At 71.6% G+C, this 26,976-nt stretch carries 25 protein-coding genes and 1 pseudogene; 18 read left to right on the top strand and 8 right to left on the bottom strand.

Features of this window, described 5'->3' with window-relative positions:
- Positions 1–40: 40 nt before the first annotated feature.
- A complete protein-coding gene (locus ABD331_RS17165; protein WP_344475707.1) occupies positions 41–787 on the bottom strand; it encodes a DUF2306 domain-containing protein in 747 nt (248 codons plus the stop codon).
- 177 nt (positions 788–964) lie between these two features.
- Between ABD331_RS17165 and ABD331_RS17160 the strand changes: the two genes are divergently transcribed.
- From ABD331_RS17160 to whiA, 7 genes are all read left to right on the top strand, one after another.
- Positions 965–1,369 carry a Rieske (2Fe-2S) protein gene (locus tag ABD331_RS17160; RefSeq protein WP_344475705.1) on the top strand — a complete coding sequence of 135 codons (405 nt, stop codon included), beginning with the start codon at positions 965–967 and terminating at the stop codon, positions 1,367–1,369.
- A gap of 103 nt (positions 1,370–1,472) precedes the next feature.
- Positions 1,473–1,925: a Rieske (2Fe-2S) protein gene (locus tag ABD331_RS17155; RefSeq protein ID WP_344475703.1), complete on the top strand. Its 453-nt coding sequence runs from the start codon at positions 1,473–1,475 to the stop codon at positions 1,923–1,925.
- Between the two features lie 46 nt (positions 1,926–1,971).
- Positions 1,972–2,445 (top strand): Rieske (2Fe-2S) protein, encoded by a 474-nt coding sequence (locus ABD331_RS17150; RefSeq protein ID WP_344475701.1) that lies wholly within the window; start codon positions 1,972–1,974, stop codon positions 2,443–2,445.
- Between the two features lie 100 nt (positions 2,446–2,545).
- Positions 2,546–4,450 (top strand): excinuclease ABC subunit UvrC, encoded by a 1,905-nt coding sequence (uvrC, locus tag ABD331_RS17145; protein WP_425566002.1) that lies wholly within the window; start codon positions 2,546–2,548, stop codon positions 4,448–4,450.
- A gap of 49 nt (positions 4,451–4,499) precedes the next feature.
- Entirely contained in the window at positions 4,500–5,366 is an 867-nt protein-coding gene (rapZ, locus tag ABD331_RS17140) for an RNase adapter RapZ (protein ID WP_344475697.1), read from the top strand.
- A 122-nt stretch (positions 5,367–5,488) separates the two neighbouring features.
- Complete coding sequence (locus ABD331_RS17135; protein WP_425566006.1) at positions 5,489–6,352, top strand: gluconeogenesis factor YvcK family protein; 864 nt, start codon at positions 5,489–5,491, stop codon at positions 6,350–6,352.
- A gap of 71 nt (positions 6,353–6,423) precedes the next feature.
- Positions 6,424–7,404 (top strand): DNA-binding protein WhiA, encoded by a 981-nt coding sequence (gene whiA / locus ABD331_RS17130; RefSeq protein WP_043628190.1) that lies wholly within the window; start codon positions 6,424–6,426, stop codon positions 7,402–7,404.
- Positions 7,405–7,582: 178 nt separating this feature from the next.
- Here whiA and ABD331_RS17125 read toward each other — a convergent pair whose 3' ends face one another.
- Entirely contained in the window at positions 7,583–8,230 is a 648-nt protein-coding gene (locus ABD331_RS17125; protein ID WP_344475694.1) for a hypothetical protein, read from the bottom strand.
- Between the two features lie 184 nt (positions 8,231–8,414).
- On the opposite strand from ABD331_RS17125, the gene gap reads away from it, so the two are divergent.
- The 5 genes from gap to ABD331_RS17100 all read left to right on the top strand — a co-directional run bounded on the left by gap (position 8,415) and on the right by ABD331_RS17100 (position 12,166).
- The gene (gap, locus tag ABD331_RS17120) at positions 8,415–9,419 is read left to right on the top strand and encodes a type I glyceraldehyde-3-phosphate dehydrogenase (RefSeq protein ID WP_344475692.1); all 1,005 of its coding nucleotides are present in this window, start codon (positions 8,415–8,417) and stop codon (positions 9,417–9,419) included.
- Between the two features lie 26 nt (positions 9,420–9,445).
- Entirely contained in the window at positions 9,446–10,633 is a 1,188-nt protein-coding gene (locus ABD331_RS17115) for a phosphoglycerate kinase (protein ID WP_344475690.1), read from the top strand.
- Positions 10,634–11,416 carry a triose-phosphate isomerase gene (gene tpiA / locus ABD331_RS17110; RefSeq protein ID WP_344475688.1) on the top strand — a complete coding sequence of 261 codons (783 nt, stop codon included), beginning with the start codon at positions 10,634–10,636 and terminating at the stop codon, positions 11,414–11,416.
- Between the two features lie 99 nt (positions 11,417–11,515).
- Positions 11,516–11,746: a preprotein translocase subunit SecG gene (secG, locus tag ABD331_RS17105; RefSeq protein WP_305921278.1), complete on the top strand. Its 231-nt coding sequence runs from the start codon at positions 11,516–11,518 to the stop codon at positions 11,744–11,746.
- A 75-nt stretch (positions 11,747–11,821) separates the two neighbouring features.
- The gene (locus ABD331_RS17100; protein WP_148433012.1) at positions 11,822–12,166 is read left to right on the top strand and encodes an RNA polymerase-binding protein RbpA; all 345 of its coding nucleotides are present in this window, start codon (positions 11,822–11,824) and stop codon (positions 12,164–12,166) included.
- A 143-nt stretch (positions 12,167–12,309) separates the two neighbouring features.
- On the opposite strand, the gene ABD331_RS17095 is transcribed toward ABD331_RS17100, so the two are convergent.
- Both ABD331_RS17095 and ABD331_RS17090 read right to left on the bottom strand, forming a co-directional pair.
- Positions 12,310–13,911 carry an amidohydrolase gene (locus ABD331_RS17095; protein ID WP_344475682.1) on the bottom strand — a complete coding sequence of 534 codons (1,602 nt, stop codon included), beginning with the start codon at positions 13,909–13,911 and terminating at the stop codon, positions 12,310–12,312.
- A 26-nt stretch (positions 13,912–13,937) separates the two neighbouring features.
- Positions 13,938–15,314 carry an NAD(P)/FAD-dependent oxidoreductase gene (locus tag ABD331_RS17090; RefSeq protein ID WP_344475680.1) on the bottom strand — a complete coding sequence of 459 codons (1,377 nt, stop codon included), beginning with the start codon at positions 15,312–15,314 and terminating at the stop codon, positions 13,938–13,940.
- 108 nt (positions 15,315–15,422) lie between these two features.
- Between ABD331_RS17090 and ABD331_RS17085 the strand changes: the two genes are divergently transcribed.
- Positions 15,423–16,445 (top strand): GNAT family N-acetyltransferase, encoded by a 1,023-nt coding sequence (locus tag ABD331_RS17085; protein ID WP_344475678.1) that lies wholly within the window; start codon positions 15,423–15,425, stop codon positions 16,443–16,445.
- Positions 16,446–16,763: 318 nt separating this feature from the next.
- On the opposite strand, the pseudogene ABD331_RS17080 reads toward ABD331_RS17085, so the two are convergent.
- A pseudogene (locus ABD331_RS17080) lies at positions 16,764–17,213 on the bottom strand (Clp protease N-terminal domain-containing protein); the annotation flags it as partial.
- Positions 17,214–17,287: 74 nt separating this feature from the next.
- Between ABD331_RS17080 and ABD331_RS17075 the strand changes: the two are divergent.
- Positions 17,288–18,061 carry a hypothetical protein gene (locus ABD331_RS17075; protein ID WP_344475676.1) on the top strand — a complete coding sequence of 258 codons (774 nt, stop codon included), beginning with the start codon at positions 17,288–17,290 and terminating at the stop codon, positions 18,059–18,061.
- 78 nt (positions 18,062–18,139) lie between these two features.
- On the opposite strand, the gene ABD331_RS17070 is transcribed toward ABD331_RS17075, so the two are convergent.
- Both ABD331_RS17070 and ABD331_RS17065 read right to left on the bottom strand, forming a co-directional pair.
- Positions 18,140–19,435, bottom strand: a complete 1,296-nt coding sequence (locus ABD331_RS17070) for a glycosyltransferase (protein ID WP_344475674.1) — start codon at positions 19,433–19,435, stop codon at positions 18,140–18,142.
- Complete coding sequence (locus ABD331_RS17065) at positions 19,432–19,968, bottom strand: RICIN domain-containing protein (RefSeq protein WP_344475672.1); 537 nt, start codon at positions 19,966–19,968, stop codon at positions 19,432–19,434. Before ABD331_RS17065 ends, ABD331_RS17070 begins: the two co-directional genes overlap by 4 nt.
- 443 nt (positions 19,969–20,411) lie before the next feature.
- On the opposite strand from ABD331_RS17065, the gene ABD331_RS17060 reads away from it, so the two are divergent.
- From ABD331_RS17060 to ABD331_RS17050, 3 genes are read left to right on the top strand one after another with little or no spacing between them, the layout of a single operon-like run.
- Entirely contained in the window at positions 20,412–22,667 is a 2,256-nt protein-coding gene (locus ABD331_RS17060) for a hypothetical protein (protein WP_344475670.1), read from the top strand.
- Positions 22,667–24,157: a glycosyltransferase gene (locus ABD331_RS17055; protein WP_344475668.1), complete on the top strand. Its 1,491-nt coding sequence runs from the start codon at positions 22,667–22,669 to the stop codon at positions 24,155–24,157. The genes ABD331_RS17060 and ABD331_RS17055 overlap by 1 nt, the downstream gene beginning before the upstream one ends.
- A 2-nt stretch (positions 24,158–24,159) precedes the next feature.
- Positions 24,160–25,029, top strand: coding sequence for an oxidoreductase (locus ABD331_RS17050; protein ID WP_344475666.1), 870 nt, complete (start codon positions 24,160–24,162; stop codon positions 25,027–25,029).
- Between the two features lie 75 nt (positions 25,030–25,104).
- On the opposite strand, the gene ABD331_RS17045 is transcribed toward ABD331_RS17050, so the two are convergent.
- A complete protein-coding gene (locus ABD331_RS17045) occupies positions 25,105–25,851 on the bottom strand; it encodes a class I SAM-dependent methyltransferase (protein WP_344475664.1) in 747 nt (248 codons plus the stop codon).
- A 97-nt stretch (positions 25,852–25,948) separates the two neighbouring features.
- Between ABD331_RS17045 and add the strand changes: the two genes are divergently transcribed.
- A complete protein-coding gene (add, locus tag ABD331_RS17040; protein ID WP_344475662.1) occupies positions 25,949–26,971 on the top strand; it encodes an adenosine deaminase in 1,023 nt (340 codons plus the stop codon).
- Positions 26,972–26,976 lie beyond the last annotated feature (5 nt).

The following is a 26,976-nucleotide window of genomic DNA, read 5'->3' as shown; positions in this document are numbered from 1 at the left end:
CGCTGGTCTTGGAAGGCGCGGGCGTGTGGACGCGTCCGGGTTAGGGTCCGGCCGGTGTGCGGATGGGGTCGTGCCCGGTGGGAGCGGGACGGGTGCGGCGGCGGCGTCTGGCGGCGTCGCCGCGCTCCAGCCACCACTCGGCCACCAGCAGCGGCAACGTCCAGCCGAGCCAGGCGGCCAGCGCGGCCACCGTGCTGACGAACAGCGCCACGTCACCGTGGAAGGTGGTCTCGAGCTGCGGCTCCAGCATGACGACGATCAGCGCCGTCCACAGCCGGTTGGTGATGATGGACATGGTGAGCGCGAAGCTGCGCACCATCCACCGGCGGTGGTCGACGAACCGCCGCTGCCTGGCCATCCGCCACCCCGCCAGCGTGCACCCCAGCCAGAGCAGCGCCAGCATGACGTCGCTGACCCTGGTGACCGGCCCGTACGGCGTCGCCAGCCCCACCACGAGCCCCAGCAGCCCGCTCGGCAGGCAGCCGCCGAACACGTACACGCGGCCGATGAGCCGGTGGGCGCGGGGATGGCGCGCGCGGAACCACGGCCAGATCTGCAGGCAGCACGTGATCATGGCGATCGAGCCGAACAGCACGTGCATGGACAGCATCACGAAGTGCGGCGGGAAGAAGCCGGGGTCGGGCACCCGTGACCGGCTGGGGTCGAACGACAGGTACGGCGGCAGCGAGAACGCCAGGAACGCGACCGCCACCACCATCAGCGGCGCCACCCACGGCCGCCGCCACCAGCGGGGGCGAGCGGGCGGGCGTTCGGTTGGAAGAGTCATGCGGGCAGCCTGCGGCCCGCGGCTGACGACCGGCCTGCCACGCGCTGACGACCGGCCTGCCACCCGCTGACCGGACCGGGGGCCTGCGTCAATACCCTGGTAACGCCCGCACCTACGGGGGGCAAAAGGCGACACGAGGTGCGGGCTTGTACGGATCACACGATCGGGGGCGGAGCCATGTCGGAAACCGGGCTGGGACGTCGGGAGATGCTGGGCACGGCGGGTGTCGCCGCATGCGGGCTGGCGCTGACGGCGTGCGGAGCCGGCGGCGCGCAGGCGAAGCCGAACCTGAAGGGCAAGGTGCTGGCGAAGACCGCGGAGGTGCCGGTGGGCGGCGGCAAGCTGATCGAGGACCTGAAGGTCGTGGTGACGCAGCCTGCGCAGGGCGTCTTCAAGGCGTTCAGTTCGTCGTGCACGCACAAGGGCTGCCAGGTGTCCACGCCCAAGGACAACGTGATCAGGTGCGCCTGTCACGGCAGTGAGTTCGCCGCCGACAGCGGCAAGGCCACGAAGGGCCCGGCGACGGCGCCGCTGGCGTCGTTCCTGGTCAAGGTGGAAGGCGACGGGATCGTGGTGGCCTGAACAGGTAATTGTGCGTAGTTACCGGGATTGGCCTCGGGCACGCTGAACCGGCGCGAGGGCGCTGGCCGTACCTGAAGAGAGAGCCAATCTGGGAGGACGCACGATGACGGAGACGACGCGCCGGACGGTGATGCTGAGCGCAGGCGGCGCTGGGCTCGCGGCGGTTCTGACGGGCTGTGCCAGCTACGGCTCGCCGACGACGGGAGCGGAGGTCGAGCCGCCCGCGGAGGAGGCGTCGTCCGAGGCGCCCAAGAAGAAGAGCGAGGCCAAGGCGAAGGCGCTGGCGAACACCAGCGACATCCCCGAGGGCGGCGGGAAGGTCTTCAAGAACCAGAAGATCGTGGTGACGCAGCCCACGGCGGGGGAGTACAAGGCGTTCAGCGCGGTCTGCACCCATCAGGGCTGCACGGTCGACGAGGTCGCCGACACGATCAACTGCCCCTGTCACGGCAGCGCGTTCAGTATCACGGACGGTTCCGTGGCGAACGGGCCCGCCACCGAACCGCTGGAGGAGAAGCAGATCAAGGTGGACGGCGAGAAGATCAGACTGGCCTGAGAAAGGTCTCATGAATTTCTCACCTTGGTTCGCTTGGGTGAGCTGCATGGCAGATGACCTTCAGAGCCGCAGGGCGGTGTTCGCAAGCGTCGGAGCGGGTGGCCTGGCGCTTGCGATCACCGCGTGCAGCGGCGGTACCGACACCGCTACGACGGCGGGAACCGCCACGCAGTCGAGCACGGAATCAAGTGCGCCGCAGTCCAGCGCCCCGCAGTCCAGCGCGCCGCAGGCCGGTGGCGCGCTGGCCAAGACCGCCGACATCCCGGTCGGCGGGGGCACGGTCTTCAAGGACCAGAAGGTCGTGGTGACGCAGCCGACGGCCGGGGAGTTCAAGGCGTTCAGCGCGATCTGCACGCACAAGGGCTGCCCGGTGGGCAGCGTCGAGGGCGACGCGATCGTGTGCCCGTGCCACAACAGCAAGTTCGCGATCACCGACGGCTCGGTGACGGCCGGCCCGGCCGAGCAGCCGCTGGCCGCCCAGCAGATCAAGGTGGAGAACGACCAGATCATGCTGGCCTGAGGCGAGGTTGCCCGCCGTACCGTTCGCGAAGAGTACGGCGGGCAACCTTGTCGGTGCGGGCTACTAGGCTGACAATGTGGCGAGATCAGCGGGTAGCACCTTGAGTTTCCGGCCCAAGCCGGGCTCCATCCCCGAATCCCCCGGGGTCTATCGGTTCAGGGACGCGCACGGCAGGGTGATCTACGTCGGCAAGGCCAAGAGCCTGCGCCAGCGGCTCAACTCCTACTTCGCCGACTTCTCCGCCCTGCATCCCCGCACCCAGACGATGCTGACCACGGCCGCCGACGTCGACTGGACGGTCGTCGGCACCGAGGTGGAGGCGCTGCAGCTCGAATACTCCTGGATCAAGGAGTTCGACCCCCGCTTCAACGTCAAGTACCGCGACGACAAGTCCTACCCCTACCTCGCGGTCACCATGGGCGAGGACTTCCCGCGCGTGCAGGTGATGCGCGGCGCCAAGCGCAAGGGCACCCGCTACTTCGGGCCCTACTCCCACGCCTGGGCCATCCGCGAGACGGTTGACCTGCTGCTGCGGGTCTTCCCGGTGCGCACGTGCAGCAGCGGCGTGTTCAAGCGGGCCGGGCAGATCGGCCGGCCGTGCCTGCTCGGCTACATCGACAAGTGCTCGGCGCCGTGCGTCGGCAGGGTCTCCCCGCAGGAGCACCGCGACCTGGCCGAGGACTTCTGCGACTTCATGGCGGGCAACACCGGCCGCTTCATCAAGCGGCTGGAGAAGGAGATGCGCGAGGCCGCCGCCGAGCAGGAGTACGAGCGGGCGGCGCGGCTGCGCGACGACGTGCAGGCGCTGCAGCGGGCGCTGGAGAAGCAGGCGGTGGTGCTCGGCGAGGGCACCGACGCCGACGTGATCGCGCTGGCGGAGGATCCGCTCGAAGCCGCCGTCCAGGTCTTCTACGTGCGCGGCGGCCGCATCCGCGGCCAGCGCGGCTGGGTGGTCGACAAGGTCGAGGAGACCTCGCCCGGCGAGCTGGTCGAGCAGTTCCTGCTGCAGATGTACGCCGAGGCGAGCCCCGACTCCATGCCCCGCGAGGTGCTGGTGCCGGCGCTGCCGCCCGACAGCGAGGCGGTCGCCGAGCTGCTGACGGAGCAGCGCAGGGCCAGGGTCGAGGTGCGGGTGCCGCAGCGCGGCGACAAGCGCTCGCTGATGGAGACCGTCGAGCGCAACGCCAAGGAGTCGCTGGCCCAGCACAAGGTGCGCCGCGCCGGCGACCTGACCACCCGCAGCAAGGCGCTGCAGGAGATCGCCGACGCGCTCGACCTCGACCAGGCGCCGCTGCGCATCGAGTGTTACGACGTCTCCCACCTGCAGGGCGAGAACGTGGTGGCGTCCATGGTGGTCTTCGAGGACGGCCTGGCGCGCAAGAGCGAGTACCGCCGCTTCGCCGTCAAGACGAAGGAGGGCGACGTCGCCTCGATCCACGAGGTGATCATGCGCCGGTTCCGCCGCTACCTGGAGGAGCGCTCGGCCACGGGCGAGCTGGCCGCCGACGACGACGACGGCCACGGGCCGATCGACCCGGAGACGGGCCGGCCGCGCAAGTTCGCCTACCCGCCCAACCTGCTGGTGGTCGACGGCGCGGGCCCGCAGGCCGCGGCGGCGCAGCGGGCGCTCGACGAGCTCGGCATCGACGACGTGGCGGTGTGCGGGCTGGCCAAACGGCTGGAGGAGGTGTGGCTGCCCGGCGACGACCAGCCGGTGATCATGCCTCGTTCAAGCGAGGGTCTCTACCTCCTGCAACGGGTCAGAGACGAAGCACACAGGTTCGCCATCACCTACCATCGATCCAAGAGGTCCAAGACGGTGAAGGAGAGCGCGCTCGACGGCGTGCCCGGCCTCGGGCCGGCGCGCAGGCAGGCGCTGCTCAAACACTTCGGCTCCGTGAAGAAGCTACGCGAGGCCACTGCCGCCGAAATCTGCGAGGTTCCCGGCATCGGCCCGTCCATCGCCGAGGTCATCGTGTCGACGCTGAAGGGAGAGTCACCTTGATCTCGCCAGGATGCCAGGGTGCCGTCCGCACCGGTCACGAGGTGGGGCGATGAGCACCGAGCCCGCGTTCGTCATCGTCACCGGCATGTCCGGGGCGGGGCGCAGCACCGCGGCCAAGGCCCTTGAGGATCTGGGCTGGTTCGTCATCGACAACCTGCCGCCGGGTCTGCTGTTCGCGATGGCGGAGGAGGCCGGCAAGGTCAAGCTGGCCGCCGACAAGGTCGCGGCCGTGGTCGACGTGCGCAGCCTCGCCTTCACCACCGACCTGAACGCGGCCATCGAGGAGCTGGAGGGGCGCGGCGTGCGCGTGCGCGTCGTGTTCCTGGAGGCCAGCGACGAGGAGCTGGTGCGCAGGTTCGAGAACGTGCGCAGACCGCACCCCTTGCAGGGCGAGGGGCGGCTGGTCGACGGCATCACCCGCGAGCGGGGCATCCTGCGCGAGGTGCGGGCCAACGCCGACCTGGTCATCGACACCTCCGCGCACAACGTGCACGACCTGCGCAACAAGATCGTCGCCTACTTCGGCGGGGAGGACCGGCCGGGGCTGCGGCTCAACGTCGTGTCCTTCGGCTTCAAGTACGGCCTGCCGGTCGACGCCGACCTCGTGGTCGACTGCCGGTTCCTGCCCAACCCGCACTGGGTGCCCGAGCTGCGGCCGATGAACGGGCTCGACCCCTCGGTCAGCGACTACGTGCTCGGCCAGCCGGGCGCCAAGGAGTTCCTCGACGCCTACGAGGAGGTCCTGCAGGTCGTCGCCGCCGGATACACGCGCGAGGGCAAGAGCTACGCGACGCTGGCGGTCGGCTGCACGGGCGGCAAGCACCGCAGCGTGGCCATGGCCGAGCAGGTGGCCGCCCGGCTGCGTGACCGCGGCATGGAGGTCCAGGTGAGCCACCGGGATGTGGGGCGGGAGTGACCGATGAGGGCTTCGAGGCCGCCGCGCCGGTAGCCGGCGAGACGAGGTACGCCGGGTTCGGGCCGTCCGTCGTGTCCCTGGGCGGCGGGCACGGGCTGTACGCGTCCCTGTCGGCATTACGGATGGTCACCGACCGGTTGACCGCCGTGGTCACCGTCGCCGACGACGGCGGCTCCAGCGGGCGGCTGCGCCGCGAGCTGGGCGTGCTGCCGCCCGGCGACCTGCGCATGGCGCTGGCCGCGCTGTGCGGCGACGACGAGTGGGGCAGCACCTGGAGCGAGGTCGTCCAGCACCGTTTCCGCAGCGAGGGCGACCTGCACGGCCACGCCGTCGGCAACCTGCTCATCGTCGCCCTGTGGGAGCTGCTCGGCGACCCGGTGGCCGGGCTCGACTGGGTCGGGCGGCTGCTGGGCGCGCACGGCCGCGTCCTGCCGATGGCCTCGGTGCCGCTCGACATCGTGGCGGAGGTGGAGCTCGACGGCGTCATCTCGACCGTGCGCGGCCAGGTGGCGTGCGCCCTGACCCCCGGGCGGGTGCAGGCCATCTCGCTCGTGCCGGAGGACCCCCCTGCCCGCCCTGAGGCGGTCGCGGCGGTGCTGGAGGCCGACTGGGTCGTGTTCGGGCCCGGGTCGTGGTTCACCAGCGTGCTGCCGCACCTGAAGGTGCCCGAGCTGGCCAGGGCGCTGCACGCGACCAGGGCCAGGCGGCTCGTCACGCTCAATCTCGCGCCGCAGCCGGGCGAGACCGACGACTTCTCCCCCCAGCAGCATCTGGAGGTGCTCCGACAGCACGCACCCGATCTGTCGATCGACGTCGTGCTCGCCGACACCGGGGTCGTGGACGATCCCGACGCGCTGGACAAGGCCGCCGCGGCGCTCGGCGCGCGGCTCGTGATGGCCGACGTCGCCGCCGCGGACGGCTCCGCGAGGCATGACCCACGACGTCTTGCCTCCGTCCTGGACGAGATTTTCCTCTCGAAGCGTTGATCCTGGTCGGCGTGGCGCGAAGGTGCGAGAGACTCGGAGGAGCCGGTCTGAATGGGGGAGAGGACTAACGCATGGCGATGACAGGTGTGGTGAAAGACGAGCTGAGCCGCCTGCCGGTGCTCAAGCCGTGCTGCCGGAAGGCGGAGGTCTCGACGTTGCTGCGGTTCGCCAGCGGCCTCCATCTGGTGGGCGGGCGGATCGTGATCGAGGCGGAGCTCGACACCAACGCCACCGCACGGCGGCTGATCAAGGACATCGGCGAGGTGTTCGGCCACAAGGCGGAGGTGCTGGTGCTGGCGCCCGCCGGGCTGCGCAAGGGCTCCCGCTACGTGGTGCGCGTCTACCGCGACGGTGAGGCGCTGGCCCGGCAGACGGGCCTGATCGACAATCACGGCCGCCCGGTGCGCGGCCTGCCCCGTCAGGTGGTGGCGGGGGCCTCCTGCGACGCGGAGGCGGCCTGGCGCGGCGCGTTCCTGGCGCACGGCTCGCTGACCGAGCCGGGGCGGTCCATGTCGCTGGAGGTCACCTGCCCGGGGCCGGAGGCGGCGCTGGCGCTGGTGGGCTCTGCGCGGCGGCTGAAGATCCACGCCAAGGCGCGCGAGGTGCGCGGCGTGGACCGGGTCGTGGTGCGCGACGGCGACGCGATCAGCGCGCTGCTCACCCGGCTCGGCGCGCACGACAGCGTGCTGGCCTGGGAGGAGCGGCGGATGCGCCGTGAGGTGCGGGCCACCGCCAACCGGCTCGCCAACTTCGACGACGCCAACCTGCGCCGCTCGGCGCGGGCCGCGGTGGCGGCGGGCGCGCGGGTGCAGCGGGCGCTGGAGATCCTCGGGGACGAGGCGCCTGAGCACCTCGTGGTGGCGGGGCGGCTGCGGGTGGAGCACAAGCAGGCGTCGCTGGAGGAGCTGGGGCAGATCGCCGACCCGCCGCTGACCAAGGACGCCATCGCGGGCCGCATCAGGCGGCTGCTGGCGATGGCCGACAAGCGGGCGTCCGACCTGGGGATTCCCAACACGGAGGCGAACCTCACCGTCGACATGCTCGCGCCTTAGGTTTTGTGACGGCGAGCCGGCAGAGTTTTTCTGTTACGGCAAGCCAGGCAGGGCCCACCCACCGCACGTGGCTGGGCCCTGTCCAGGGGGACGCTCCGCCGGTGGGGGTGGCGGGGCGCCGTTACGCGCGCACAGTGGGCCGTGGACGTGGCAAAACCCGGCGGCACGCCCGGGATGCTCAGTCCCTGGCCGGGTCGCGGGGGGTGAACAGGTCGGCCGTCGGCTTCGGGGTGGGCTGCTGGGCGGGCTCGAACGGGGCCCGGTACTCCGGCTCCTCCGGCTCCGTCTCGGCGGCGGCCTGCTCCGCGCGCAGGGCGCGGCGTACGCGGGTGACCCTGAGGGCGACCAGGGCGAGGGCGGCCAGGGCCGCCACGGCGATGCAGAGCCAGGCCGCCCAGGTCTGCGTCAGCGCGCCCCGGTAGAGCGACAGGGCGTCGCCGAGGCCCGCGTTGAGGTTCTCCAGGGTGACGTCCCCCACGTCCACGGTCACGTTCATGGTCGAGCGCTGCGGCGTGCGCAGGGCGGCGCCGTCCATGACGGCCTTGCCGGTGATCTGGCCGGCCGCCACCGCGCCGCCCGCGTACAGGGCGGCGAGGGGGAGCAGGGCCAGGCTGCGCGGGCGGACGGCGCTGATCGCGAGCGCCACCACGACGGCGATCAGCAGCGACAGCGCGAGCGAGACCGGCAGGCCGCCGCCGAAGGTCATGACGGCGGCGGGAAGGCGCTGCTGGAACAGGATGGCCGCCCCCAGGCCGGCCGCGCACAGGAGCGCGGCGAGCAGGCCCGTGAGGAGCCCCGAGAGCAGGCCGGACCGCTTATGTGACATCTCAGCCCCCAGAGAATGCACGAATTTACTCCGACGAGTCGGGCACTTTACTCGAACCTCGCAAAACGTGTCGCCAGAACGGTGATTCGCGCCGCGGTACCTGCAGTGGTCTAAACCAATTTGGGTCCGATAAGGTTCGTGGTTGAGGTTTCAGCCCGCCATCTGTTCGAGGAGTTCGGTTCCCGTGAGCATCCGCGTAGGCGTCAACGGCTTCGGCCGCATCGGTCGCAACTTCTGGCGCGCTGTCGCCGCCAGCGGCAAGGACATCGAGATCGTCGCGGTCAACGACCTGACCGACACCGCGACGCTCGCGCACCTGCTGAAGTACGACAGCATCCTCGGCCGCCTGCCCTACGAGGTGAAGGCGTCCAGCGACGAGATCACCGTCGACGGCAAGGCGATCAAGGTCTTCGCGGAGCGCGACCCGGGCAAGCTGCCCTGGGGCGAGCTCGGCGTGGACGTCGTGCTGGAGTCGACCGGCCTGTTCACCGACGCCACCAAGGCCAAGGTGCACGCCGACAACGGCGCCAAGAAGGTCATCATCTCCGCCCCGGCGAAGAACGAGGACGTCACGGTCGTCGTGGGCGTCAACGACGGCACCTACGACCCGGCGCAGCACACCATCATCTCCAACGCCTCCTGCACCACCAACTGCCTGGCGCCGCTGGCCAAGGTCCTTCACGACACCTTCACCATCGAGAAGGGTCTGATGACCACCATCCACGCCTACACGCAGGACCAGAACCTCCAGGACGGCCCGCACAAGGACCTGCGCCGCGCCCGCGCCGCCGCGCTCAACGTGGTGCCCACCTCCACCGGCGCCGCCAAGGCCATCGGCCTGGTCCTGCCCGAGCTCAAGGGCAAGCTCGACGGCTTCGCCATGCGCGTGCCGATCCCCACGGGCTCGGCCACCGACCTCACCGTCGAGGTCGGCCGCGACGTCACCGTCGAAGAGGTCAACGCCGCGTTCAAGGCCGCCGCCGATGGCCCGCTCAAGGGCATCCTCACCTACACCGAGGACGAGATCGTCTCCTCCGACATCGTCACCGACCCGGCCTCCTGCATCTTCGACGCCGGCCTCACCAAGGTCATCGGCAACCAGGTCAAGGTCGTCGGCTGGTACGACAACGAGTGGGGCTACTCCAACCGTCTCGCCGACCTCATCGAGCTCGTGGGCCGCGGCCTCTGAACGTACGGCTGAACGGGAGCATGAGCATGCGCACGCTCGACGAGCTCGACGTGAAGGGGCGGCGCGTGCTCGTGCGCGCCGACCTCAACGTCCCCCTCGACGGGGAGACGATCACCGACGACGGCCGCATCCGGGCGTCGGTGCCGACGATCAAAACCCTGGTGGGGCGCGGCGCGAAGGTCGTCGTCTGCGCCCACCTGGGCAGGCCCAAGGGCCAGGTCAACCCGAAGTACTCACTGCGGCCCGTGGCGGCGCGGCTCGGCGAGCTGCTCGGCCAGGAGGTGGCCTTCGCCACCGACGTGGTCGGCGACAGCGCCACCAGCACCGTCGAGGGCCTCCAGGACGGCCAGGTGGCCCTGCTGGAGAACCTGCGCTACGAGCCCGGCGAGGAGTCCAAGGACGACGCCGTGCGCGGCGAGTTCGCCGCAAAGCTCGCCGGGCTGGCCGAGCTGTACGTCGGCGACGGCTTCGGCGCGGTGCACCGCAAGCACGCCAGCGTCTACGACGTGCCCGGCCTGCTGCCGCACGCCGCGGGCGGGCTCGTGGTGGCCGAGGTCGAGGTGCTGAGGAAGCTGACCGAGGACACCGAGCGGCCCTACGTGGTGGTGCTGGGCGGCGCCAAGGTCTCCGACAAGCTCGGCGTCATCGCCAACCTGCTGACCAAGGTCGACCGCCTGCTCATCGGCGGCGGCATGGCCTACACCTTCCTCAAGGCCCAGGGCCACGAGGTCGGCAACTCGCTGCTCCAGGAGGACCAGCTCGACCAGGTGCGCGGCTTCCTCCAGGAGGCGGACGAGCGCGGGGTCGAGCTCGTGCTGCCGGTCGACGTGCTGGCGGCGGTCACCTTCGCCGCCGACGCCGAGCACGACGTGGTCGAGGCCACCGCCATCCCGGCCGACCGGGAGGGCCTGGACATCGGGCCGAAGACCCGCGAGCTGTTCGCCGCCAAGCTGGCCGACGCCAAGACCGTCTTCTGGAACGGGCCGATGGGCGTGTTCGAGTTCGACGCGTTCTCCGGCGGCACCAAGGCGGTCGCCCAGGCACTGATCGACTCCGAGGCCTTCACCGTGGTGGGCGGGGGCGACTCGGCGGCGGCCGTGCGCAAGCTGGGGTTGCCCGAGGACGGCTTCTCGCACATCTCCACCGGTGGCGGGGCCAGCCTCGAATACCTCGAAGGCAAGGAACTGCCCGGACTCGAGGCTCTGGAGGACTAGTTGACTCAGCGGAAGCCGCTCATCGCCGGCAACTGGAAGATGAACCTCAACCACTTCGAGGCCATCAAGCTGGTCCAGAAGCTGGCCTTCGCGCTCAACGACAAGGACTTCGACAAGGCCGAGGTCGCCGTCCTGCCGCCGTTCACCGACCTGCGCAGCGTCCAGACCCTGGTCGACGGCGACAAGCTCAGGATCGTCTACGGCGCCCAGGACCTGTCCCAGCACGACGCGGGCGCCTACACCGGCGAGGTGTCGGGCGCCATGCTGGCCAAGCTCGGCTGCACGTACGCGACGATCGGGCACTCCGAGCGGCGGCAGTACCACGCCGAGGACGACGACCTGGTCAACGCCAAGGTGCAGGCCGCCTACCGGCACTCGCTGACCCCCATCCTGTGCGTGGGGGAGCCGCTGTCGGTGCGCCAAGAGGGGGGCCACATCGCGTACTGTCTTGCCCAACTCGACGGCGCGCTGCGCAAAATCAGCGCCGAGCAGGCAAAATCGATAGTGGTGGCCTACGAGCCGGTGTGGGCGATCGGCACCGGCGAGGTGGCCACCCCTGAGGACGCGCAGGAGGCCTGTGGAGCGTTGCGGGTGAGACTCGCTGAGCTCTACGACACCGAAGTGGCCTCCGGGATCCGTATCCTTTACGGTGGCTCGGTCAAGTCAGGCAATATCAAGGGGATCATGGCTCAGCCGGATGTCGATGGCGCCCTCGTGGGTGGCGCGAGCATCGACGCCGACGAGTTCGCGAAGATCTGCCGATTCTCCGATATGCCCGGCTAACTGAGCCGTTCTGGGGGTGCGACTTGACATCAGGTCGTACCCTCAAGAGGCAAGTCTGAATCGTCACGCGTAACAGAGCATTGAAGGAACAGGCATACCGTGGAAATCGGAATCTCCATCGCCCTCATCCTGGCGAGCCTTCTCATGATCCTGCTCGTCCTGCTCCACAAGGGCAAGGGTGGTGGCCTGTCTGACATGTTCGGCGGCGGCTTCTCGTCGAACTTCGGTGGTTCCTCGGTGGTGGAGCGCAACCTCGACCGGCTCACCGTGATCACGGGCACGGTCTGGTTCGTCTGCATCATCGCTCTCGGCCTGCTTCTGAGGCCCTGAGCAACAAAGTTAAACGCGTGACAGTGATTCTCCCCCCGTGTCTGTACGCGGGGCGATCGAGCGAGGAGTTCATCCGTGGGTAGTGGCAACGCGATCCGTGGCAGCCGAGTCGGCGCCGGCCCGATGGGGGAGGCCGAGCGCGGCGAGGCGGCTCCGAGAGTGCGGGTCTCGTTCTGGTGCGCCAACATGCACGAGACGCGCCCCAGTTTCGCCAGCGACGCGGCGGTCCCCGAGACGTGGGACTGCCCCCGTTGCGGCCTTCCTGCCGGACAGGACGAAGCGGCGCCGCCTGCCCCGCCGAAGAACGAGCCGTACAAGACGCACCTGGCTTACGTGAAGGAGCGCAGGAGCGACAAGGACGGCAAGGCGATCCTCGAGGAGGCACTGGAGCGCCTGCGGAACAACAAGTCCCCCTGGTAGTCACAGGCGACGACGAAGGGCCCCGGGAGTGAACTTCCCGGGGCCCTTCGTCGTGCGCGGCGGGTCTCGTGGGCGGGCGCGCCCAGCGTGTCAGGTGCGCGTGTGCGCCCGGCGGCTCTCGTGCGTACGTGCGTGCGGCGGGTTCAGGGCCGTTCGAAGACGGGGTCGCCGTCCACGAACGTCATGCGGGCCTGGGCGGTCCAGATGTCGGAGGGCGGGAGCTCGAACGGGTCGCGGTCCAGCACCACCAGGTCGGCCGGGCGGCCCGGCTCGACGGCGCCGGCGGGGGAGCGGTTGATCCAGGCCGAGCCCGCCGTGTACGCGGTCATCGCCGTGGCCAGGTCGATGCGCTGGCCGGGCAGGAACGGCGTCTGCGCGGTCGGGTAGCCGGCGTGCACGGAGCTGCCCGGCTCGGTGCGGTTGACGGCCACGTGCATGCCCTGCAACGGGTCGGCGTTGGAGACGGGCCAGTCGCTGCCCGCGCAGAAGCGGGTGCCGTGCGCCAGCAGGTCGGCGAACGGGTACTGCCACGACGAGCGCGGCTCGCCCAGGTAGGGCAGCGTCAGCTCGTCCATCTGGGCGTGGTGGGTGGCCCACAGCGGCTGCAGGTTGGCCGTGACGCCGAGCGCGGCGAAGCGGGGCACGTCGGAGGGCTCGATGATCTGCAGGTGGGCGATGTGGTGCCGGTTGGCGGGGTCCGTGCCCTCGAAGCTGTCCAGGGCCTCGCGCACCGCGCGTTCGCCGATGGCGTGGAAGTGCACCTGGAAGCCGTTACGGTCCAGCTCGGCGACGTACTCCCTGAGCTTGGCGGGGTCCACGTACGACAGGCCCGTGCCGCCGCACAGGCAGTACGGCTCCAGGGTGGCGGCCGTGAAGTTCTCCGTGATGCCGTCCTGCATGATCTTGACGGAGGTGGCTCTGAAGCGGCCGAGCCCCTCGGCGGAGGCGCGGCGCGCGATCAGGTCCTCGATCTGCTCGGCGCCCCGCGTGCGGTCCCACCACAGCGCGCCCACGACGCGGGCGCGCAGGCGTCCGGAGCGGGCCGCCTCCAGGTAGGTGGGGAGCTGGTCGTCGGAGCCCGCGTACGAGCCCACGATGGCGTCCTGCCAGCCCGTGATGCCCAGCGAGAACAGGTGCCGCTCGGCGTCCGCGAGGGCGTCCAGCAGGTCCTGGGCGGCCGGGCGCGGGGTGAGCAGGCCGACGAGGTCCATGGCGCCCTCGTGCAGGACGCCGGTGGGCTCGCCGGCGGCGTCACGCTCGATGCGGCCGTCGGCCGGGTCGGGGGTGTCGCGGGTGATGCCCGCCCTGCCGAGCGCGGCGGTGTTGACCCAGGCGGCGTGGTGGTCGCGCTGGATCAGATAGACGGGACGGTCGAGGAAGTCGATCTGGTCGCGGTGCGGAAGGCCACCCGGAAATGCCGACATGTCCCAGCCGCCGCCATCAATCCACTCTTTATCAAGATTTTTAGTGGCATAGTCGGCGATCTTTTCTATGTACGCGTCAAGGCCGAATACCTCGGACAAATCGCACTTCGCTCGTTCGAGCCCGGCCTGAACCGGATGCAGGTGCGCGTCCGTGAAACCCGGCGTCAGCAGACCGCCGTTCAGATCCACCGTTTCGTGCGGCTCGCGCGCCAGCTCCCGCTCAGGGCCGACGGCGGCGATCACGCCGTCGCGCACCAGCACGGCCTCGGCCAGGACGCCGCGCGGGGTGAAGACGCGCCCGCCTCGGAAGAGCAGGTCCATGGGGGGTGTTCCCTTCTGCGAAAAAGTCAGTGTCCCGTGATCAGGTCGGCGAAGCGGGCCAGCACCGAGGTGCGCGGCATCGTCCGCTCCCGGTGGTCGGCCACCCGGTACAGGCGGTACATCGTGTGCACGCCCAGCCACCGCAGCGGCTCCGGCTCCCAGGACCGCACCCGGCGGCCCACCCACGGCAGCGACGTCAGCTCCGTCTCCTCGCCCAGTATCAGGTCACGCAGCGTGCGGCCGGCCAGGTTGGTGGTGGTCACGCCGTGTCCGGTGTAGCCGCCCGCCCAGCCGAGGCCGGTGGCCCGGTCCACGTGCACGGTGGAGCACCAGTCGCGCGGCACGCCGAGCACGCCGGACCAGGCGTGCGCGATCGAGGAGGAGCGGGCGGCGGGGAAGAACTCGGTCAGCAGCCGCCACAGCGCCTCGACGGTCCACTCGTGGGTGTGGCCGCGGGCGTCCACGCGGGAGCCGTACAGGTAGGGCCGGCCGCGCCCGCCGAAGGCGATGCGGTCGTCGGCGGTGCGCTGGGCGTACATGTAGTAGTGGGCCATGTCGCCGAGCAGCTCGGCGCCCTGCCAGCCGACCTCGTCCCAGAACGAGGCGGGCAGCGGCTCGGTGACGATCATCGAGCTGTTCATCGGCAGCCACTGGCGGCGCAGGTGCGGCAGGCGGGCCGTGAAGCCCTCCGTCGCGCGGATCACGTGGCCCGCCGTCACGGTGCCGTACGGGGTGACGGCCCGGTGCGGGGCGATCTCGGTCACCGGGGTGCGCTCGTAGATGGGCACGCCCAGCTCGCGTACGGCCCTGGCCAGGCCCTGGGCCAGCTTCGCCGGCTGGATGCGCGCGCAGTGGGGGCTCCAGGAGCCCTCCAGGGCGCCGGCGACGCGCAGGTGGTCGGAGGGGTCGACCAGGCGCAGATCGGCCTCCTCGATGCCCCACGAGCGGGCCGAGGACACGCTCTCCCGCAGCCGGGCGGCCTGGGCGGGGGTGCGCGCCACGTTCAGCACGCCTCCCTTGACCAGGTCGCAGTCGATGGACTCCTTCTCGCAGACCGCGATGACCTCGTCGATGGAGGCGTACATCTCGCGCTGCAGCCGCCGCGCGCCCGCGCCGTAACGCTCGTGCGAGCCCGCCAGGTCGCCGGTCAGCCAGCCGCCGTTGCGCCCCGACGCGCCGAACCCGGCGAACTCCTGCTCCAGCAGCACCACGTTGAGTGAGGGGCGGGCGCGCTTGAGGTAGTACGCGGTCCACAGGCCCGTGTAGCCGGCGCCGACGACGGCCACGTCGGCCTGGAGGTCGCCGTCGAGGCGGGGGCCGGGGGCGGGCAGGCCGGCGGACCGGTACCAGAAGGAGACGTCGCCGTTCACGTACTCGGACGACAAGGGGACACGCACGCTCATGGCGACATATCCTCCTATATCGGGATAAGTCGGCGCATCTTGCGACGAAATACGCAATGAAACACGTCGTTAGCGGCCGTGTAACAGCCGCCGGGCATGCTCGTACGCATGGGATTCTTGCGCATCCGCACCACGGTGGACGAGCGACCCGGCCGGCTGGCCTCGCTGGCGGCGGCCCTGGCCCACAGGGGCGGCAACATCCTCGGCCTGAGCGTACAGTCCGACACCGACGGCACCGTAGACGAGTTCGTCGCCGACATCCCCGCGAGCCCCGAGACCGTGCGCGAGGCTCTCGAAGCGGCCGGGGGCCGCAACGTCAAGGTGGTGCCCGCCACCGCCCACGAGCTGACCGACGAGCCCACCAGGGCGCTGCTGCTCGCCTCCAGGCTGCGCACCATGCCGTGGCGGCTGCCCGAGCTGCTCGCCGAGCTGCTGCGCGCGGACGACGCACGCTGGGTCTATGGTGAGGCCGTGAGTGATCTTCCCGACCCGACCCAGCTCATCGTGCCCGTCGCGCCGCGCAGAGCCGTCCGGCTGCGCCGCGCCGACCTGCCGTTCAGCCTGACCGAGGCGGCCAGGGCGGCCTCCTTCGCCCGGCTCGCCCAGCCCGCGACCGAGCAGAGCACCACCGACGGAGCGGTCAAGCTCGCCGACGGCGTCGAGGTCACCGTCCGCCCGCTCACCTCCATCTACCGCGAGGCCGTGCGCGACCTGCACGACAGGTGCTCGCCGGAGTCGCGCAGGTTCCGCTACTTCACCTCGATGCCCGCGCTGCCGCCGCGCATGTTCGACAAGCTCTGCGATCGGAACAGGGGGTACTCGCTGGTCGCCGGGCACGACGGCCAGGTCGTCGGCATGGCCAACCTGATGTTCACGAACGATCCCGGCACCGCCGAGATGGCCTTCCTGGTCGAGGACCGCTGGCAGGGGCGCGGTCTGGGCACGGCGATGGCCCGGATGCTGGTGCGGGCGGCTCGCGACCTCGGATACGCCGAGGTCAGGGCCACCATGTTGTCCGACAACGCGCGCATGCGGCGGCTGCTGCTGTCGCTGGGCGCCACCCTCGGCTACACCGAGGACCCCGGCGTGATCGAGGCCCGGCTGCCGGTCGGCGCGATGGTGTCGGCCTAAGGAACCTGTTCCCGGCGCAGGCCGGGGTGGTGCTGTCGGCTCAGGGCCTCGCCCCCGGTGCCGGGGCAGGGGCTTGCCTCCGGCGTCGGCAGGCGCGATGGCGTCGGGGCGGGAGCGTCAGCCCAGGGCCTCGCCCTCGCCTTCGCGGGGCTCCTCGTCCGCCTTGTCGCGGGGCGGCGGCGTGTCGCGTTTGATGCCCAGGTGGCGCTCGATGCGGTCGAGGCTGTCCTGGATCTGGGTGAGCCGCTCGTTCAGCACGGAGCCGCCCGCGAAGAACATCTCGCTCGGCCGCTCCTTGGAGCCGCGCCCCACGCGGTCCAGGACGCGCTGGCGCACGTCGATCAGGTCCGTGCCGGCGTCCACGAGCGCCTGGGCGGCCAGGCCCTCGCCCTCCCTGATCAGGCCGAGCAGGATGTGCTCGGTGCCGATGTAGTTGTGCCTGAGCTGCAGCGCCTCGCGCAGCGACAGCTCCAAAACCTTCTTGGCGCGCGGCGTGAACGGGATGTGCCCCGCCGCCGCCTTGGCGCCGGACTGCCGGGTGCCGCCGGGCGCGGCCCCGTCGCGGCCCACCTCGCGCTCGACGAAGGCGCGTACGTGGTCGAGCTCCACGCCGCAGCTCTCCAGGACGAGCGCGGCGAGCCCCTCACCCTCGTGGATGAGGCCGAGCAATATGTGTTCCGTGCCGATGTAGTTGTGGCTCATCATCCGCGCCTCCTCCTGGGCGAGGACGACGACCCTGCGCGCACGGTCGGTGAAGCGTTCGAACACCGGGGGGCCTCCGTTCGGCTGGAGCTGCCTCCACTATGCGCTAGAAGGACGCGCATGTGGGGTATTTGTGCTGTGTGGATCTTGACGAGGTGGCGGACCGGCTGTACGGGCTGACGCCGTCCGAGTTCACCGCCGCACGCACGGCCGAGGCCCGTGCGGCCAAGGACGCGGGCGATGCGCGGCTCTCGCGCGAGATCGCGCGGCTGCGCAGGCCGACGGTGTCCGCCTGGGCGGTGAACAGGCTCGCCCGCGAGCACCCCGGCGAGCTGGCCGAGCTGCTGGAGGTGGGGGAGCGGCTGCGCGCCGCCTGGCAGGAGCAGGACGCCGACGCGCTGGCCGAGCTGACCCAGCGCAGGGGCGAGGTCGCGGCCAAGGTGGGGCGGCTGGCCAGGCAGGCGGGCGGGCTGTCGGCGGCGGCTGGCACCGAGGTGGACCAGACCCTGGACGCGGCGCTGGTGGACGCGGGGGCGGCCGGGGAGGTGCGGCAGGGGCGGCTGGTCAAGCCGTTGCAGTACAGCGGGTTCGCGCCCGCGCCCGTCTCGCGCGCTCCCGTCTCACGGAGGAGGCGCAGTGAGGAGGAGCGGGCCGAGGAGGAGGCTTCGCGGGCGCGGGCCCGTGAGGAGGCCGAGGCCAGGAAGGCGCGCGAGCGCGAGGAAGCGGAGGCGGCGCACCGGGAGTGGGTGCGGGAGCTGGACGCCGCGCGGGCCGAGCACGAGGAGCGGGCGGAGAAGGTGGCCCGGCTGGAGAAGAAGCTGGGCAAGGCGCGCAAGAAGCTGGACGAGGTCAGGCAGCGGCTGGAGGTGACCCAGCGCGAGGAACGCCACGCCCGGCAGCGGCTGGAACGCTGAGCCCGACCGGCGCACGGGGAACGGCGAAGGGGCCGTGCCGGGCGCGCGCAGGGCGGCGCTCTCCAGTTCGGTGGTGCGTCAGACGGGGAAGCGGGGGTGGCGGCGGCCCGCCAGGCCGCGGCGGGCCATCGCGCGCCGCGCCATCCGGCGGGCCGAGCGGCGGCGGTGCGTCCAGGAGCGCTGCCGGGTCCGCCTGCTCCCCGCGACCCAGCGGGACAGCGCGAGCGGCCCGTACGCGGCCAGCACCGCCCCCACCTCCACGGCCCGCCCGGCAGCCGCAGGCACGGCCAGCGCGGCGGCGGTGGTGAGGGCGTACACCATGGAGAAGCGCGCGGCGGAGCGCACGCGCACGGCGGCGCGCCGGAGCCGGGCGACGGTCCACCGGCGCGGGACCGCGCCGCTCACCAGGAAGGTCAGCGCGACGGCGCCGAGGTTGGTCGCGACGGGCGACCAGAACGCGCGCAGGCTCAGGTAGACCAGCGCGTACAGGACGCAGGAGGCCGCGTTGACCATGACGAACGACCGGAAGGTGGCCTCGCGCGGCCGGGCGACCACCGCGTCCGGGTGCCTGGGCCTCGGCTCGGGCCGCGCCACCTCGACCCTGGCCCGCCCTCTGCAGATGGACCAGGCGACCCTGGCCAGCCCCTTCAGGTCGTCGACTGCGGTCCTGACGACGCGCACCCGCGAGTCGGTGTCCTCGATCCAGTCGACGGGCACCTCGTGCACGCGCAGCCCGTTGTGCTCGGCCAGCAGGAGCAGCTCGGTGTCGAAGAACCAGGCGTCGTCCCTGACGTGGCCCAGCAGCGGCCTGACCACGTCGGTCCTGGCCGCCTTGAAGCCGCACTGGGCGTCGCTGAAGCGCACTCCGAAGCCGTGCCTGAGCAGGGCGTTGTAGCCGCGCGATATCACCTCGCGGCGCAGCGAGCGGCGGGTGCGGGCGCCGGGCGCCAGCCGGGTGCCGATGGCGATCTCCGAGTGGCCGCTGGCCACCGAGGCGACCAGCGGGAACAGGGCGTCGAGGTCGGTGGACAGGTCCACGTCCATGTAGGCGACGATGTCGGCCGTGCTGTCCTGCCAGGCCGCGCGCAGCGCCGCGCCCCGGCCGCGGATGTCGAGCCGGCGGGCGTGCACCTGCTCCAGCTCGTTCGCCAGTGAGGCGGCGACGCGCCAGGTGCCGTCGGTGCTGCCGTTGTCGACGATCGTGATGCGCCACGGCAGCGGGAAGCCGCCGAGGTAGGCGGCCAGTGTCCGGACGCAGCCCGGCAGCGCGCGCTCCTCGTTGAGTACGGGGATGACGATGTCCACGCTGACCGGCGTGGCCGCAGGCGCGCCGTGCCACGCCTGCAGCCTCCGGCGGGCCGGCGCGTTGCTCACATGCCGGACCACGGCCGGACGGGAACGACGTAGAAGCTCTGGTTCACGTTGCCGTGGCAGCGGTAGGCGACGATGGAGGCCCCGTCGCCGAGGCTGCCGTCGCGCACGTCCAGGCACTTGCCGGCGGAGGTGCGGATGGCGAACCGGCCGCGGCTGACGGGCGTGAACCGGAAGCGCTGGTTGTGCTCGGCGTGGCAGCGGAACTGCACGAGCCGCGCGCCGTCGTCGCGGCTGCCGTGCTCGACGTCGAGGCACTTGCCGCTGAAGGTCTGGACGGCCACCGAGCCGTCGGGCATCCGGCGGAGCCGGAAGCGCTGGTGGGACTCGTCGTCGCAGCCGTACTGGATGATCGGCGTCCGGTCCTCGGCGCTGATGCCCGCAACGTCGAAGCACTTGTCGGCGTGGGTCTGGATCTCCACGACGTCGCCGCCGTACCGCGGGTCCGCGACGGCGGGCGGCGCGGAGAGCGTGGTGAGGGCGATCGCCGTGACGGCGCAGCTCGCGGCGGCGCGAGCGGTGGTGCACAACCTCATGGTGGGTCCTTTTTTGTCATGAATAGCCGGTTGACGCCCGGCGACGTGAACATCGCGAATATCGCGAAGTCATGCTAACGGCGGGCGTGAGAATTCTCCGGAAGTGCGCTGGGTGTGTCGCGATCGGCGTAGCTTTTCGAAATATCGGACATTTCCCATCGTGTGTGGGCGATATGACTCTTTGCCAGGCTTTTGGTAGCGGGATCAAGGCTGTGAGCTGCGGCAACAGTGATAATCGGTGTCGGGTTGGACGGTACGGGCAAATCTCCTGACCCCGTGAATTGTGGCGACCCGTGGCCCTATCGGATCGCATCGTTGGAGAGACATGACTTGTACGGATGTGGGCGTTCTGCGATTCGGTGCGACGACGGGCGGATGCGTTAGATTCGGATATTTCCGTACGACATTCGCCGCCGGCGCGGCGCCGAGGCGGTGAGCGCGGCATGCCGTCCCAGGAACATCCGCCAGGGCTGAACCCGGTCGGGAAGGACGACTCGGTCGCCGTCGTCTTCCCCGCGCGTCCCCGTCCCGACGACCTCGAACACGGCGTGGAGGCCCTGCTCGCGACGCTCGCGGAAGCGGGCCTGGAGCACCGGATCGTCATCGTCGGCCGGCCGGGCGGCGCGCCCGGTGCCCTGGACGCGCTGGCGTCGCGCTATCCCGACCGCGTCATCACCGTGCCGCACAACGGGCCGCCCGACTCGCCGGAGGCCGAGCGCGCCGGGATCCTGGCCGCGCTGGAGCGCACCGACATGCGGCGGCTCGTGCTCGTCGGGCCAGGCGACCGGATCGACGCCGCCGACCTGCCCGTGCTGCTGCGCGTCCAGCGCGAGGAGCGGGCCGACGCGGTGGTCGGCACGCCGGAGCGGACCCGCTCCCGCTCCCGCCGCGCCACGGTGCTGACCTGGGCCGCGTGGGAACGCCTGCTGCCCAGGGGCCGGGCGAGCAGCGGCGCCTGCTCCTACCGGCTGCTCGACAGATGGCTGCTGGAGGAGCCGGAGCACGGCGGGGCGGCGCGGCCCGCGCCCCTGGAGACGGCCGGGCGCGGGGACGTCAGGATCGTCGAGCTGCCCCTGTCGCCGCACGGCCGCACCCCGGTGCCGCGGGCCGTCTCGCGAGCCAGGGCGGGCCTGCGCCTCGACGGCGGCCGGCGCCGCCCCGCCTGGCGGATGCCGCGCGACCCGCTGCTCGCCGTCGTGACGCTGGCCGGCGTGGCGCTGTCGATCATCGCCTGCCTGTACCACCTGGAGCTGGGCACCGTGCTGGCCTACAAGGACAGCGGCTCGCACCTGCTCATCGCCCGCCGGGTGCTCGACAGCCCGACCCCGGGGCTGGCCCAGCTCGGCGGCGTCTGGCCGCCGCTGCCGCACGTGCTGTCCCTGCCCCTCATCTGGCACGACGCGCTGTTCTACTCGGGGCTGGCGGGCTCGCTGATCTCGATGGTCTCGTACGTGGTCACCGTGCGGTACGCGTACCTGATCGCCGCCGGGATGGCCGGAACCGACCGCACGCGCCGCAGGGCGGCCGGGGTGACGGCGGCGGCACTGCTCGCGCTCAACCCCAACCTGCTCTACCTGCAGAGCACCCCGATGACGGAGCTGCTGCTGTTCGCCTGCATCGCCGCGGCGGTGCACCACCTGGCGCAGTGGTGCCGCACCGGCCGGTACACGCAGCTCTCGATCGCCTCGGCGGCGACGTTGCTGGCCACGCTGACCCGCTACGAGGGCTGGGTGCTGGCGGTGGCGATGACGGTCGTGGTGGGGTACGTCTCGTTGCGCCGCTGGCGCGGGCTCGCCCGCCTGGAGGCGCATCTGATCTTCTTCGGGGTGGTGGCGTTCGCCGGGATCGCCGGCTGGGTCGCCTGGGCCTGGCTGATCTTCGACGACTGGCTGTACTGGCACTCCGGCGAGTACGCCAAGCCCGCGCTGTGGGTCGCCTCAGGCGATCCGAACATCGGCGCGGCGGGCGTCGCCCTGAGCACCTACGCCTACGCCATGGCGCACGCCCTCGGCACGCTCACGCCGCTCGCAGGGGCGGCCGGGGTGCTGGTGTACGCCTGGCGGCGACGGCTCCAGGTGGAGGCGGTCGCCCCGTACGCGCTGCTGGTCTTCCTGCCGTTCTTCGTCCTGGCCCTGTACCTGGGGCAGCGCCCGCTGCACGTGCCCGAGGTGCACGGCGGCGGCCTCTACAACGTGCGCTTCGCCCTGGTGATGGCGCTCGCCGCGGCCGTCTTCGCCGCCTACCTGGTGTCGCTGATCCCGCCGCGCCGCCGCTGGGCGCCGGCCGCCGCGGCCTGCGCCATGATCGGCACGGTGCTGGCGGTGCCCGGCACCGCGACGCTCGCCGAGCCGCTGCACTGGGACGCGGGCCACGAGGGGCGCGTCGCCGCGGGGGCGGTGGCCTGGCTGCGGAGCCACTACGACGGCGGGCTCGTGCTCATGGAGAACCACGGCAACGAGATCGTCGCCTTCGACTCGCGCGTCCCGCTGGGGCGCATCGTCTACGAGGGCAGCTTCCGGCTGTGGCGCCCGGCGCTGAAGGACCCGGCGGGCAGCGGGATCCAGTGGATCTACGCGCGTACCGCGCCGGGCAAGGAGGACCGCACCTGGCGGGCGCTGCGCGACCGGGCCTCGCTGACGCACGACTTCACGCTGGTCTACCGGGACGCCGCCCAGCGCATCTACCGGAGGCGAGTGTGATGAGCACCTCACATCGTGAGCGCGACGGCCGGGCGGCCATCGGCGTCCTCGACCCGGACCTGAGCGCCCGGCGCCTGCTCAGCCGGGGGCAGGCGGGCGTCGCCGTCGCCGTCCCCGCCGTGATCGCCGTCGCGCTGCTCACGCACCTGGCCTTCGGCTGGGGGCCGTCGCCGCTGTGGTGGTGCCAGGCCGCCATAGCGCTCGCCACCGCCGTCTACCTCGTCGTGCTCGCGTTCAAGACGGTCGTGGTGCTGGGCGCGTGGGAGGCCGCGGTCATCGACCTGGACGAGGCGGACGTGCACCGGCTGTCCGGCGAGGCGCTGCCGCCCTACACCGTGCTGGTGCCGCTGTACCGCGAGGCGGCGGTGCTGCCGGCCCTGCTGGAGCGGCTGGCCGGGCTCGACTACCCGGCCGAGTCGCTGCAGATCATGCTGCTGATCGAGGAGGACGACGAGGAGACCCGCGCGGCGCTGCCCGAGCTGAGCGCGCCGTTCGAGGTGGTGCTCGTGCCGCCGTCCGCGCCGCGCACCAAGCCCAAGGCGTGCAACATCGGGCTCGCCAGGGCGCGCGGCGAGTACGTCGTCATCTACGACGCCGAGGACCGCCCCGACCCCGACCAGCTCCGCAAGGCCGTGCTCGCCTTCCGCGCGCTGCCCGGCAGGGTCGTCTGCGTCCAGGCCGAGCTGCAGTACTGGAACCCCTGGACCAACTGGCTGACCCGGTGCTTCGCCGCCGAGTACGCCACCCACTTCAGCCTCATGCTGCGCGGCCTCGACCGCTACCGGCTGCCGATCCCGCTGGGCGGCACCTCCAACCACTTCCGCGCCGACGCGCTGCTCGCCCTGGGCGGCTGGGATCCGTACAACGTCACCGAGGACGCCGACCTGGGCATCCGCATCGCCCGCCGGGGCTGGGACGTGCGCATGATGGTCTCCGTCACCGAGGAGGAGGCCAACAGCCGCCTGGGCAACTGGATCCGCCAGCGCAGCCGCTGGATCAAGGGCTACCTGCAGACCTGGCTCGTGCACACCAGGCACCCGGTGCGGCTGTGGCGGCAGCTCGGGACGAGGCGGACGCTCGCCTTCCACCTCACGATGGGCCTGTCCACGATCACCACGCTGGTGAACCCGTTCTTCTGGGGCCTGACGCTGCTCTACCTGTGCACCGGCACCCAGTACGTGCAGGCGCTCTTCCCGCCCGTCTCGCTCTACTGCGGCGCCGCCGCCATGGTGATCGGCAACTCCCTGATGATCTACTGCATGATGGCCGGGTGCCTGGAACGCGGGCTCTTCCCCGCGGTGCGGGCGATGCTGACCATCCCGCTGTACTGGGCGCTGATGAGCGTGGCCGCGTACAAGGCGCTGTGGCAGCTCGCCCGGCCTGACCGGCGGCACTTCTGGGAGCTGACCGAGCACGGCCTGGTGGAGGGTGATCTTCAGCCCGCGATCGGTGATGTAATGGGGGCGAAACGGGCTCGTACTCCGGAGTGACGATGACGACGTGGACCCCCGACTCCATGCCCGGCCTGAGCGGCAGGAGCGCCGTCGTGACCGGCGCCAACAGCGGCATCGGCCTGCCGACCGCGCTGGAGCTGGCCCGCCACGGCGCGCACGTCGTGGTGGCCGCCCGCGACCCGGCCAAGGGCGCCGAGGCCGTCCGCCGGATCAGGCGCGCGGCGCCGGACGCCCGGGTCGAGCTGGGGCAGCTCGACCTGGCCGACCTCGCCTCGGTCAGGAGCTTCGCCGCCGGAGTGCGCGAGGTGGACCTGCTCGTCAACAACGCGGGCGTCGGCCTGACCCCGAAGGGGCTGACCAAGGACGGCTTCGAGACCCAGTTCGGCACCAACCACCTGGGGCACTTCGCGCTCACCGGGCTGCTCCTGCCCCTGCTCGCCGCCCGCCCCGGCGCGCGGGTGGTGACCGTGACCAGCGACGCGCACGCCGCCGGGCGGATCGACTTCGACGATCTCGGGCTGGAGCGCGGCTACGGGCGCATGGCCGCCTACGCCCGCTCCAAGCTCGCCAACCTGCTGTTCGCGCTGGAGCTGCAGCGGCGGGCCGATCGCGCGGGCGTGGATCTCAAGAGCGTCGCCACCCATCCGGGGACGACCGCGACGAACATCGTCAAGGTGGGGCCGCTCCAGCCGCTCGTGCGGCTGCTGCTGAAGGCGCCCGCGGCCGGGGCCGTGCCCTCGCTGTACGCCGCCACTTCGCCGGACGTGCGCGGGGGTGAGTACTTCGGGCCCAAAGCCAGGCTGCTGCGGCCCGCGCGGGCGGCGCAGTCGGAGGAGCTGGCGGCCCGGCTGTGGGAGGTGTCGGCCGAGCTGACGGGCGTGCGCTTCGAGCAGCTCACCGGCCGCTGAACGAGGTGCGGTCCGTGCATCGCCCGGCCGCTGAACGACGTGCGGTCCGAGCATCGGCCCGGCCGTTGAAGGCGGTCACCTGACGGCGCGTGCCAGGTAGGCGCAGACGGGGAACCCGTCCCGCTCGTACGGCGCCGCGAGCCGGGCGTACTCGGCCCTGATGCGCCGCACGACCTCCGGCGGCTGGAAGCCGATCATCCCGAACCGCGGCCCGCCCACCTCCACCACGTCCGTCCACCACGCCGCCACATCGACCTGGTGCCGCCACCGCACCGCCTCCACGGCCGCCTCCCTGAACCCCGCCCCCTTCAGCAGGGCGGTGAACAGCGGCGGCGTGTCGTGGGCGGAGAAGGGCCGGGCCGGCGGGTCGTAGGGGACCCCGGACGCGGCGATGGCCTCGGTGAACACGCTGGTGGCCGTCATCTCGTCGGACTTCCACCAGCTCAGCGCCAGGGTGCCGCCGGGCCGCAGCACGCGGCGCAGCTCGCCGAGCGCGGCGGGCGCGTCGGTGACGTGGTTGATGACGAAGTTGCCCGCGACGCAGTCGAAGCCGCGGTCCTCGAACGGCAGCTCGGGCAGCGCGGCCCGGCGGATGGTCGCGTAGGGGTGCCGCCGGGCGAGCAGCTCCAGCATGACCGGGTCGCTGTCGACGGCGGTGACCTCTGCGCCCAGCGCGAGCGCCGCCGCCGTCACCACGCCGGTGCCGCAGCCCACATCGAGCAGGCGGCGGGCGCGGCTCTGGCGGGCGGGGGCGAGGAGGTGGCCGACGGTGTGCGAGCTGAGGTGGGCGAAGCCGCGATCGTACGCTTCGGCGTTGGTCACCGGCCCAGCCTAGCCCAGGCGCGAACTTGACAATCTCAGGTGAGATTCCACCGCAAAGCCTGTTTTTTCGCGAAATGTCGGCCTTAAGGTCGTCGGCATGACCTCCATCGACGCCTTCATCGACGCCCTGCCCAAGGCCGAGCTGCACGTCCACCTGGTGGGCTCCGCCTCGGTCGCCACCGTGCTGGAGCTGTCGCGCCGCCACCCGGGCAGCGCCGTCCCCACCAGCGAGGAGGAGCTGCGCCGGTTCTACCGGTTCGTCGACTTCCCGCACTTCGCCCGCGTCTACCGGGCCGTCAACGCGCTCGTCCGCGAGCCGGAGGACGTCGCCACGCTCGTCCTCGGCCTGGCCCGCGACCTCGCCGGACAGGGCGCCCGCTACGTGGAGCTGCAGGTCACCCCGTACGCCCACCACGTGGTCGGGATGCCCATGCGCGAGGTCACCGAGGCCCTCGACCTGGCCGCCGCCCGCTCACTCGCCGACCACGGGGTCGAGATGGCCTACATCTTCGACATCCCGGGCGAGTACGGCGAGGAGGCCGCGAAGGTGACGCTGGAGCACGCCCTCCAGGAACCTCCCGCCGCCCTGGTAGGTTTCGGCATCGGCGGAATCGAACAGGAACGCGCCAAATACCGGGACGCCTACCGCGCCGCCTTCTCCGCCGCCCGCGCCGCCGGCCTGCACAGCGTTCCGCACGGCGGCGAGATGACCGGCCCCGAGACGATCTGGGAGGTCATCGACGGGTACGGCGCCGAGCGCATCGGCCACGGCATCAACTGCCTGTCCGACCCGCGCCTGGTGGCCCACCTGCGCGAGACGCGGCTCCCGCTGGACGTCTGCCCCACCTCCAACGTGTGCACCGGCCAGGTCGGGCGCATCGAGGACCATCCGCTGCCCAGGATGCTGGAGGAGGGCCTGTACGTGACGCTGAACAGCGACGACCCGCCCATGTTCGCCACCACGCTGGCCGAGGAGTACCGGGTGGCGCACCGGGTGTTCGGGTTCGGCGAGCCGGAGCTGGCGCAGTTCGCGCGCAACGGGGTGCGGGCGTCGTACCTGGGGGAGGGGCGCAAGCGGGAGCTGCTGGCCGAGATCGACACCCTCCTCGCGGCGGGCTGATCCCG

Origin of the sequence: Nonomuraea monospora (genome assembly GCF_039531895.1) — a bacterium.
Classification (GTDB): Bacteria; Actinomycetota; Actinomycetes; order Streptosporangiales; family Streptosporangiaceae; genus Nonomuraea; species Nonomuraea monospora.
The sequence above is the reverse complement of the archived record's forward strand: the minus strand, read 5'-3'. Positions and strand labels throughout refer to the sequence as shown.

What these genes read in the sequence shown, in the direction of transcription:
- ABD331_RS17160 (WP_344475705.1), top strand. Translation starts at nt 965, where the DNA reads ATGTCGGAAACCGGGCTGGGACGTCGGGAGATGCTGGGCACGGCGGGT.
- ABD331_RS17065 (WP_344475672.1), bottom strand. Translation starts at nt 19,968, where the DNA reads ATGAGGTTGTGCACCACCGCTCGCGCCGCCGCGAGCTGCGCCGTCACG.
- ABD331_RS17060 (WP_344475670.1), top strand. Translation starts at nt 20,412, where the DNA reads ATGCCGTCCCAGGAACATCCGCCAGGGCTGAACCCGGTCGGGAAGGAC.
- ABD331_RS17165 (WP_344475707.1), bottom strand. Translation starts at nt 787, where the DNA reads ATGACTCTTCCAACCGAACGCCCGCCCGCTCGCCCCCGCTGGTGGCGG.
- ABD331_RS17125 (WP_344475694.1), bottom strand. Translation starts at nt 8,230, where the DNA reads ATGTCACATAAGCGGTCCGGCCTGCTCTCGGGGCTCCTCACGGGCCTG.
- ABD331_RS17055 (WP_344475668.1), top strand. Translation starts at nt 22,667, where the DNA reads ATGAGCACCTCACATCGTGAGCGCGACGGCCGGGCGGCCATCGGCGTC.
- ABD331_RS17090 (WP_344475680.1), bottom strand. Translation starts at nt 15,314, where the DNA reads ATGAGCGTGCGTGTCCCCTTGTCGTCCGAGTACGTGAACGGCGACGTC.
- ABD331_RS17150 (WP_344475701.1), top strand. Translation starts at nt 1,972, where the DNA reads ATGGCAGATGACCTTCAGAGCCGCAGGGCGGTGTTCGCAAGCGTCGGA.
- ABD331_RS17115 (WP_344475690.1), top strand. Translation starts at nt 9,446, where the DNA reads ATGCGCACGCTCGACGAGCTCGACGTGAAGGGGCGGCGCGTGCTCGTG.
- ABD331_RS17095 (WP_344475682.1), bottom strand. Translation starts at nt 13,911, where the DNA reads ATGGACCTGCTCTTCCGAGGCGGGCGCGTCTTCACCCCGCGCGGCGTC.
- rapZ (WP_344475697.1), top strand. Translation starts at nt 4,500, where the DNA reads ATGAGCACCGAGCCCGCGTTCGTCATCGTCACCGGCATGTCCGGGGCG.
- ABD331_RS17155 (WP_344475703.1), top strand. Translation starts at nt 1,473, where the DNA reads ATGACGGAGACGACGCGCCGGACGGTGATGCTGAGCGCAGGCGGCGCT.
- whiA (WP_043628190.1), top strand. Translation starts at nt 6,424, where the DNA reads ATGGCGATGACAGGTGTGGTGAAAGACGAGCTGAGCCGCCTGCCGGTG.
- ABD331_RS17135 (WP_425566006.1), top strand. Translation starts at nt 5,489, where the DNA reads ATGGTCACCGACCGGTTGACCGCCGTGGTCACCGTCGCCGACGACGGC.
- ABD331_RS17050 (WP_344475666.1), top strand. Translation starts at nt 24,160, where the DNA reads ATGACGACGTGGACCCCCGACTCCATGCCCGGCCTGAGCGGCAGGAGC.
- add (WP_344475662.1), top strand. Translation starts at nt 25,949, where the DNA reads ATGACCTCCATCGACGCCTTCATCGACGCCCTGCCCAAGGCCGAGCTG.
- ABD331_RS17085 (WP_344475678.1), top strand. Translation starts at nt 15,423, where the DNA reads ATGGGATTCTTGCGCATCCGCACCACGGTGGACGAGCGACCCGGCCGG.